The 8,592-nt window shown below is 67.3% G+C and carries 7 protein-coding genes; 5 read left to right on the top strand and 2 right to left on the bottom strand.

Translation table 11 applies throughout. The features are described 5' to 3' along the window. A partial coding sequence (locus VHS75_RS11240; protein ID WP_329638705.1) for a 3-oxoacid CoA-transferase subunit B occupies window positions 1-539 on the top strand: 539 nt, incomplete at its 5' end. Here VHS75_RS11240 and VHS75_RS11235 read toward each other — a convergent pair. After that, the gene (locus VHS75_RS11235; protein ID WP_329638704.1) at window positions 536-1,270 is read right to left on the bottom strand and encodes an FkbM family methyltransferase; all 735 of its coding nucleotides are present in this window, start codon (window positions 1,268-1,270) and stop codon (window positions 536-538) included. The genes VHS75_RS11240 and VHS75_RS11235 overlap by 4 nt on opposite strands. Window positions 1,271-1,448: 178 nt before the next feature. On the opposite strand from VHS75_RS11235, the gene msrA reads away from it, so the two are divergent. Beyond that, window positions 1,449-2,207 (top strand): peptide-methionine (S)-S-oxide reductase MsrA, encoded by a 759-nt coding sequence (gene msrA, locus VHS75_RS11230; RefSeq protein WP_329638703.1) that lies wholly within the window; start codon window positions 1,449-1,451, stop codon window positions 2,205-2,207. 12 nt (window positions 2,208-2,219) lie between these two features. Here the strand turns inward: msrA and VHS75_RS11225 are convergent, their stop codons facing one another. Further along, entirely contained in the window at window positions 2,220-3,851 is a 1,632-nt protein-coding gene (locus VHS75_RS11225; protein WP_329638702.1) for an ArnT family glycosyltransferase, read from the bottom strand. A gap of 307 nt (window positions 3,852-4,158) precedes the next feature. On the opposite strand from VHS75_RS11225, the gene VHS75_RS11220 reads away from it, so the two are divergent. The 3 genes from VHS75_RS11220 to VHS75_RS11210 form a co-directional block, all read left to right on the top strand. Further along, a complete protein-coding gene (locus VHS75_RS11220; RefSeq protein ID WP_329638701.1) occupies window positions 4,159-6,753 on the top strand; it encodes a TonB-dependent receptor in 2,595 nt (864 codons plus the stop codon). 367 nt (window positions 6,754-7,120) lie between these two features. Beyond that, window positions 7,121-8,125, top strand: coding sequence for an agmatine deiminase family protein (locus tag VHS75_RS11215; protein ID WP_329638700.1), 1,005 nt, complete (start codon window positions 7,121-7,123; stop codon window positions 8,123-8,125). Then, window positions 8,122-8,592 (top strand): nitrilase-related carbon-nitrogen hydrolase (locus VHS75_RS11210; RefSeq protein ID WP_329638699.1); only part of this gene is annotated, 471 nt, incomplete at its 3' end. The genes VHS75_RS11215 and VHS75_RS11210, both read left to right, overlap by 4 nt.

Below are 8,592 nucleotides of genomic sequence, written 5' to 3'. Positions count from 1 at the left end.
GCATCGACGTCGCGCTGCAGAGCGAGAACGGGATGCTCGGCACCGGGCCGTTTCCGTATGAAGGCGAGGAGGATCCGGACCTCATCAACGCCGGCAAGCAGACCGTGACCGAACTGCCGGACACGTCCTATTTCTCCAGCGCCGACAGCTTCGCGATGATCCGCGGCGGCCACATCAACCTGTCGGTCCTGGGCGCCATGCAGGTGTCGGAAAAGGGCGACCTGGCGAACTGGATGGTGCCCGGCAAGATGGTCAAGGGCATGGGCGGCGCCATGGACCTGGTGGCCGGCGTCAAGCGCGTGGTCGTGGTCATGGAGCACACCGAGAAGTCCGGCGCGCCCAAGCTGGTCAAGGCCTGCAGCCTGCCGCTCACCGGCCAGCGCGTCGTCGACCTGGTGATCACCGAACTCGGCGTGTTCGACGTGAGCCGCGGCAAGTCCCCGCTGACCCTGCTCGAGCTCGCGCCCGGCGTCACGGTCGATGAGGTCAAGGCCAAGACCGAGGCGGCGTTCGAGGTGGCCAAGGCTGTCGCGGCCTAAGCTTGGATCTTCACGTACCAGTCGTCGACGCCCGACAGCTCATCGAACTTGCGGACGAACCCCTTTGACGTCAGCAGGTCGTAGATCGGCCGGCGCCTGTCCGTGTGGTTGTGCTCCACTGTGATCAGCCGAACCTCGTAGGCGGAAAAGTCGAAGGCCTGCAGGATGTCGAGTTCCGATCCCTCGGTGTCCAGAGACAGGTAGTCGATGCGCGCGGGCGCATCCCAGGTCTTCAGCAGGTCCATGAGCGAGACGGTCTCCACCGGATAGCGCTCGCCCTCCGTCCGCGAGGCCGCATGGCCATCCGACGCGGAATAGTCGTCGATGGTGGAATGCAGCGCCTGCGGCGTCTGGTTGAAGGTGACGGTCTCGCCGCTGCGGCTCCAGACACAGCGGGTGTCGATGGCGCAGCGCCGGTTCTGGCGCAGCGCCTCGCTCCAGACCCGAGCCGGCTCGGCGACGATGCCGCGCCAGCCCAGCTCGCGCTCCAGCACCAGGCTGTTGCTGGCGTGCGCCCCATCGGCCGCCCCGAAATCCACGAAGAAGCCATAGCGCAGGGCGCGCAGCTCGTAGGTGACCCAGAGGTCCTGCAGGAACTGGCCATGGCTGTGCGCGGCGTTGGCCAGGCAGAACTGCACGAAGCCGTGCGCGTCACGGTCGAGGGTCTCGCCCCTGTCGTCGCGGAGCGCGGCCAGGAGCCGCAGCGCCTCGGCATAGCTGAACTGTCTCATCTCGCCGCTGACGTTGCGCGCGCCCACGCCCCGCGGCAACCGCCGTACCTGTAACCGGATGGGCCATCAGCGCGTATGATGGATGACCCACGCCGTCACGAATGGCATTCTGATCCCACGGAAACCCGGCTCGGCGCCGGCGCCCAGCCGTGACAAGACATCGCCCGGAGAGACCTTGATGAAGTCCGCCAAACTCGCCCTAGTCGCCGCCGCCTGTGGCCTTCTGGCCCTGCCGTTCGCCGTTGGGCCCTTGCGTATCGCGCGCGCCGAGGCGGCTTCGCCGGCTCAGGCCCTGCCCGTGCCCAGGATCGACGTCGCGCTGCCCGCGGCCGGCAAGCTGGAGACCGCCGTGCTGTCCGGCGGCTGCTTCTGGGGTGTCCAGGGCGTGTTCGAACACGTGAAGGGCGTCAAGAAGGTGCTTTCCGGCTATGCCGGCGGTCCGGGCGCGATGGCGCAGTACGAACTGGTCAGCACCGGAACCACCGGCCACGCGGAATCGGTCCAGATCGTCTTTGATCCGCAGCAGATCAGCTATGGCGAGGTGCTGCGGATCTTCTTCACGGTCGCCACCGACCCGACCCAGCTCAACATGCAGTTCCCGGACGAGGGGACGCAGTATCGGGGCGAGATCTTCTATGCCGACCCCGACCAGAAGCGCGTGGCCGAGGCCTATATCCGACAGCTCAACGACGCCCACGTGTTCAAGAAGCCGATCGCCACGCGCGTCGACCCTCTCAAGGGGTTCTTCAAGGCCGAGGACTACCACCAGGACTACCTGACCCGGCACCCCGAGCAGCCCTACATCGCCACCTACGACCTCCCCAAGGTGGCCATGCTGCGCGAGGTGTTCCCGGATCGCTACCTCGCCAAGGCGACGACGGTGTTCCCGGTGGACCCGTCGAAAACCCAGCCGACGCGGACCGCCCGGGCTTTCTAGGTCGCCGCACGCTCAGGGCTGCGTCGGCGAAGGCTCCGAGCCGGCGTCGCCCGCCTTGCCGAACGCGCCGGCCGCCGGCGTCCATTCGGGCGCCGGGTAGCCGGTCTTCGGATCGCGCGGCTGCGGCCTGAAGCCCGAACCCACGAACATCTCCAGGTTCCGCTGGTGCCTGCGGTCCAGGAAGATGTCGTCCAGCTCCTTGCCGGACGTGGCGGCGAAATCGCGGGCGATTTCGGTGTCGAACCAGCCCTCGACGGCGACCAGCAACACCCGCTGGCCGTCGGCCGGCGTGAGCGGCGCCGAGGCCTCGGCCTGATTGCCCGCGCGGGCGCCGCGGATCCAGATTTTCAGCGGCGCGGCCAGCGGCTCGCGGAAGTAGTCGCGGCCATAGTAGGCTAGGCCATAATAGAGGAAGCGGTTGTTGACCGCGATGGCGCTCAGGCCCGCGGGCGCCTCGGCGCGGGCCTTGCGCACCATGATCTGGGCGGCCTGGTCCCAGCCACGGGCGCGCTTCAGGCCATTGGATTGGCCTAGGCTGTCGGCGATCTTCGGTTGCAGCACCAGAGCAAAGAAGGCCGCGGCGATCACGCCCTGGATCGCCAGCGCCGCGATCAGGGTTCGCCGCGCCCGCCAACGGATCAGCCAGGCGGCCGCCAGGATCGCGCCGGGCAGATAGCTCGCCGCCGACCAATTGGCGTTGGCGCGGCTGACGAAGGCCTGGACGGCCACGATCAGGATCGGCGGAGCGGCGAAACAGAGCAGCAACAGATCGGCCGGCTCCAGCCGTCGCCGCCACGCCAGGATCGCCCCGCCCAAGGCCAGGACGGCGAATGGAATGGGCCCGAACACCACGAACTGCTCGATCAGGAATTTGCCGAATTCCTTCAGGTTGAACAGCTGGCCCTTGGCCCAATGCGCGTCGGCCACGGTGTGCCGGAATGTGGCGAATCCGTGGGCGGCGTTCCACGCCAGGTTGGGCGCCAGGACCAGGGCGAAGACCCCGGCCGCCAGTCCCGCCGAGGCTGCGGTCCAACCGCGCCGCGCCTTCGGCGAGACCGCCAGGTGCAGGCCGATGCCGATCAGGGCGTAGGCCGCGGCGTATTTGCTGAGGAAGGCCAGGCCGAGCGCCGCGCCGAGCCCGGCGGCCAGCAGCCATCGGTCGCGGCCCTGCACGTCCTGCAGCGCCACATAGGTCAGGAGCGCCAGGCCCAGGAAGAAGAGCAGCGGCGCGTCGGTCGCCACCACGGTCGCCGAAAGCTGGATCGCCGGCGCCAGCGCGTAGAGCGCCGCGCCGGCCAGTCCCGCCTTCGAGCCATAGAGCCGGCGGCCGATCCAGAAGGCGCACAGCGTCGCGCCGGCCTGGAAGAGCACCGCCGGAAGCCGCACCCAGGGCTCGGTGTCGCCGCCGAGCGCCGTCGACGCCCAGATCGCCCAGGCGATCATCGGCGGCTTGGAGTAGTAGCCGAACGTCAGGCTGCGCGACCAAAGCCAGTATTGCGCCTCGTCGGGATAGAGCTCCAGCGGTGTACGGAACAGCGCGATCACCCGCAGCAGCGTCAGGCCCGCCACCAGCCACAGGGCGGCGCGGCCGTCCTGATCCAGGTCGCTCGCGCGCCGCGTCTCGGAAATCCGTGGGCCAATCATTGCCGGGGACCCTAGAGCGCGTCAGGGTGAAGTGGAAACCGGTTCACCCGTCCGACGCGCTCTAAACTTTTGAAGATAGACCCTTCTCGTCCGGCTCAGGTGAAAACACCTGAACCGGGAAGGGTCTAGCCGTAAGCCGGCGCCCATAGGAGGGGCGCCGGCGCCACACATCCCGGCTTCTTGCCGCGAGGCGGCGTCACCGTAGCAAAAGCGTCACCAACCGGTGCGATTTGCGCGATATACGGCTAAATCAAGACTGCGAAGTCGTCTGGGGTGACGGCTTCGGGGGCTCCTAAGAGGGGATATTATGCATCTGAAACTGAACCGCGCATTGTGCGCGTCTACCGCCTTGGCCACGGGCCTGCTTCTGGCTTCGAGCGCGCTGGCGCAGTCGACCGCCACCCAGATCCAGGAACTGGTCGTCACCGGGGCCCGCGGCGCTCCGAACGTCTCGGGCGTCATCACCCAGGTTCAGGACGCCAAGGACGTCGCGATCGTCAACCACGAGTTCTTCGAGCACCAGCAAGCGGGCCAGAACTTCGCCCAGCTGATCAACCTGCTGCCCGGCGTGAACTACACCTCGGAAGACGCCACCGGCAACCTGTCGGGCGACCTGCGCATCCACGCCTTCGACGGCGCGCACATCGGCGTCACCATCGACGGCACGCCGGTCAACGACACCGGCAACTACGCGGTGTTCCCGGGCGAATATCTGACGGCGGAAATCACCGACCGGATCATCGTCAACCTGGGCGCGACCTCGGTCGACAGCCCGACGGCCTCGGCCGTGGGCGGCACCGTCGAACTGGTGACCAAGATCCCGACCAAGGACCGCGAGGTCATCGGTCAGGCCACCGCCGGCAGCAACAACTTCACCCGCTACTACGGGGAGATCGAAAGCGGCGAAGTCGGCCCCTGGGGCACGCGCATGTTCCTGACCGGCAACTACGACCACGCCGACAAGTGGGTCGGAGCCGGCCCGGAAATGAAGGAAGGCTTCGACGCGCGCATCTATCAGCCGCTGAAGGGCAGCGACTTCCTCAGCCTGTCCGCCAGCTATGTGCTGGAGCACGACTACTTCTACGACGGCTCCTCCCTCGCCCAGTTCGCCCAACCGGGACTGAGCAAGAGCACGCTCGACTACAATACCCAATGGTCGGTGCCGACCGCCGTCGCCGGTAAGGTCGACACCCCGCTGGCCTCCTGCGGAACCCTGATCAACAACGGCTGCCTGAACGGCTTCCAGCAAGGCAGCGCCGGCGCCAGCGGCCTCGACGGCAACTTCTGGGCCTTGCACCCCAACCCGGTGGTGTTCGGGACGATCCGCGGCGCCTCGAAGTTCTCGCTGACCGACAAGCTGACCTTCACCTTCGACCCGTCGTTCTTCTACACCCTGGCAAACGGTGGCGGCGTCCAGGGCATCTCGGAAACCGACCCGCGCCTGAAGGGCAACAAGGCTGGCTCACCCGGCGTGGACCTGAACGGCGATGGCGACACGCTCGATACCGTCGACCTCTACAGCCCGAACAACACCAACACCCACCGTTGGGTCATCCTGAGCTCGCTGCTCTATGACATGGACGAGCACAACCACTTCTCGCTCGGCTACACCCTCGACTACGGCATGCACCGCCAGACCCAGGAATTTGGCTTCATCAATCCGGTGAACGGCCTGCCCGGCTCGGTGTTCGGCGGCAACGGCATGGACGGCTCGACCCCGGTCGCCACCGCCGACGGCAGCACCCTGCGCGGCCGCGACCGGCACTCGATCGCCGAGCTGAACCAGGTCAACGCGAACTATATCGGCAAGTTCATGGACGATAAGCTGCACGTGAACGTCGGCGTGCGCGCGCCCTTCTTCAAGCGCGACCTGGAGCAGTTCTGCTACACCTTCAACGGCACCAGCGCCTATTGCGACACCATCGATCCGGCCCTGGTGCAGGCGGCCTATAACGCCGGCGTCGTGGCGGGGAACACCAACGCGCTGTCCACCCTGCTGTTCGGCAAGACCGGCTCGATCTCGTTCGACGCCGCGACCAAGCTCCCGAACTTCCGCATGCCGTTCAAGCAGACCTTCAACTTCAACAAGGTCCTGCCGAACGCGGGCGTCACCTACCGTATCGCCGACGACCACATGATCTACGCGACCTATGCGGAAGGCTTCTCGGCGCCGAAGACCGACGACCTCTATTCATCGGTCACCGCCCTGGTGCAGCCTGAAACCTCGGAAAGCTTCGGGGTCGGTTACCGCTATCAGACGTCGGCGGTCATCGCCTCGGTCGATAGCTTCTACGTGAACTACAAGAACCGGATCGTTCAGTCCTTCGACCCGACCGACCCGACGCTCTCCATCGACCGCAACATCGGCGCCGTGGACATCTATGGCGTCGACCTGTCGATCGGCGCCCATCCGTTCGAGCACTTCTCGGTCTACGCCAGCGCCGAGTTCATCAAGAGCGACGTGAAGAGCAACGAAGTCGTCGCCACCGCCGGCGCTGTCGCCCTGGCCCTGCCGACCGCCGGCAAGGAACTGGTGCTGAACCCGGACCAGACCTTCACCGCCAACGCGCGCTACGACTTCGGCTGGATCGATGTGGGCGCCAACGTGAAGTACACCTCCAGGCGCTTCCTCGACGACATGAACACCGCCAGCCTGCCGGATATCACGGTCGTCGACTTCGACGCCCGCATGCCGATCACCTGGTGGGGCGCGCAGAACACCTATCTGCAGTTCAACGTCTTCAACCTGACCAACACGCGCGAGCCGTATAAGTTGACGTCCTCGATCACCAACGCCTTCCCGGTGGTGCTGAATTCGACCACGACCAAGACGGCGTCGTCCTACTTCCCGACCTTCAACGCGCCGCGGACCCTCTCGGTCACCCTGCACGCGCAGTTCTAAAGCCCGAGGTTTCGGGTTCAAGTTCGAGGGGGCGGTCCGGCGACGGGCCGCCCCTTTTCGTTTGGGGCGGCGCTTGCGAGGTCCTCCTCCCGCAAGGTGTTCAGACCGGGAACAGCCAAGGTCTTGTTGCGCGCATAGCGCGCGATTCAATCAAGCTGCGACGTCGGGGACGACCCCTTCCGTGCTCTTTCCGTGTTTTCCGTGGTTCAAAAGACCGAGCCTCCGCTTCGCGGAGTCTCGGGCGCGACGTGCCGGCCTCACTGCGACCGACCAAGAGTTCACCGTTCGCACGCTGGAGTCTTGAACCTGGCCTTGACGGAATGGGCCGGGCGGACCATCTGCGCGCGTCGCTTGAGGTTGATCCTGGATGACTGTCACCGTTCCCGCCGAATGGGCGCCGCACCGGGCGATGTGGCTGGGCTTCCCCAGCCATGCGGAGCTGTGGGAGGACGACCTGCCGGGCGCCCAGGCCGAGGTCGCCGCTCTGGCGCGCGCGCTCGCCGGTCCGGGCGGCGAGCGGGTGCGGCTGATGACCGGCACGCAGGCGGGCGCGGACGATGCGCGGCGCCTGCTCGGCCAGGCGGCTGAGATCGAGATCGTCACCGGCGCCTTCGGCGATATCTGGCTGCGGGACACCGGGCCGATCTTCGCGCGGGGTCCGCAGGGCCTGGTCGCCCAGGGGTTCCGCTTCAACGGCTGGGGCGGCAAGTACCAGCTGCCGAACGACGACACCGTGGCCGGTCAGATCGCCGCCGCCGCGGGGACGCCGCTCAACGAGTTCGGCTTCGTCCTGGAAGGCGGAGCGCTGGATCACGACGGCGAGGGCACGGTGCTGACCACCGGCCAGTGCCTGCTGAATTCCAACCGCAACCCGGGCTGGAGCCAGGCCGACGCGGAGGCCGCCCTGGCGCAGGCGCTCGGCGCGAAGACGGTGCTCTGGCTGGGCGAGGGCCTGGCCAACGACCACACCGACGGCCACGTCGACAACCTGGCGCGCTTCGTGGCGCCCGGCGTCGTCGCCTGCCCGGTCGCCTTCGGACGCGGCGATCCCAACGCCAAGGCCTATGACGACGCCGCCCAACGGCTGGCCGGCATGACCGACGCGGCGGGCCGCCGGCTGACGGTCATGCGCATCCCGTCGCCGGGCTGGATCGATGGCGCCGACGGCAAGGCCGCGCCGGCCAGCCACATGAACTTCCTGATCGCCAACCGTGCGGTGATCGTGCCTCTCTATTCGGACCAGGCCGGCCGCTTCGCCGTCCAGGCCCTGGAGCACCTGTTCCCCGGCCGTCAGGTGATCGGCCTGCCCTCGTCGGCGATCCTGACCGGCGGCGGCTCGTTCCACTGCATCAGCCAGCAGCAGCCGGCATGAGCGCGCGCACCATCACGCTGGGGGCGTTGCAGGCGGCGTTCGGTGAGGACCTCGACGCCAATATCGCGCGCGTCGCCGACCTGGTGCGCGAGGGCGCGGCGCGCGGCGCGCAGGTGATCCTGCCGTCGGAGCTGTTCCAGGGACCGTATTTCTGCGTCGCCCAGCAGGAGCGCTGGTTCGCCCACGCCCACCCCTGGCGCGAGCATCCCTGCGTGACGCGCCTGGCGCCGCTCGCCGCCGAACTGGGCGTGGTGTTGCCGATCTCGATCTTCGAGCGCGAGGGGCCGCACTATTTCAACAGCCTGGTGATGATCGACGCCGACGGCGCGCCGCTGGGCGTCTACCGCAAGAGCCATATCCCGGACGGGCCCGGCTATATGGAAAAATATTACTTCCGCCCCGGCGACACCGGATTTCGCGTCTGGCAGACCCGCTTCGGCCGCATCGGAGCCGGCATCTGCTGGGAC

The organism is Phenylobacterium sp. (assembly GCF_036264965.1).
In the GTDB taxonomy this organism is placed as follows: Bacteria; Pseudomonadota; Alphaproteobacteria; order Caulobacterales; family Caulobacteraceae; genus Phenylobacterium.
This window is presented reverse-complemented; position numbering and strand designations above follow the sequence as displayed.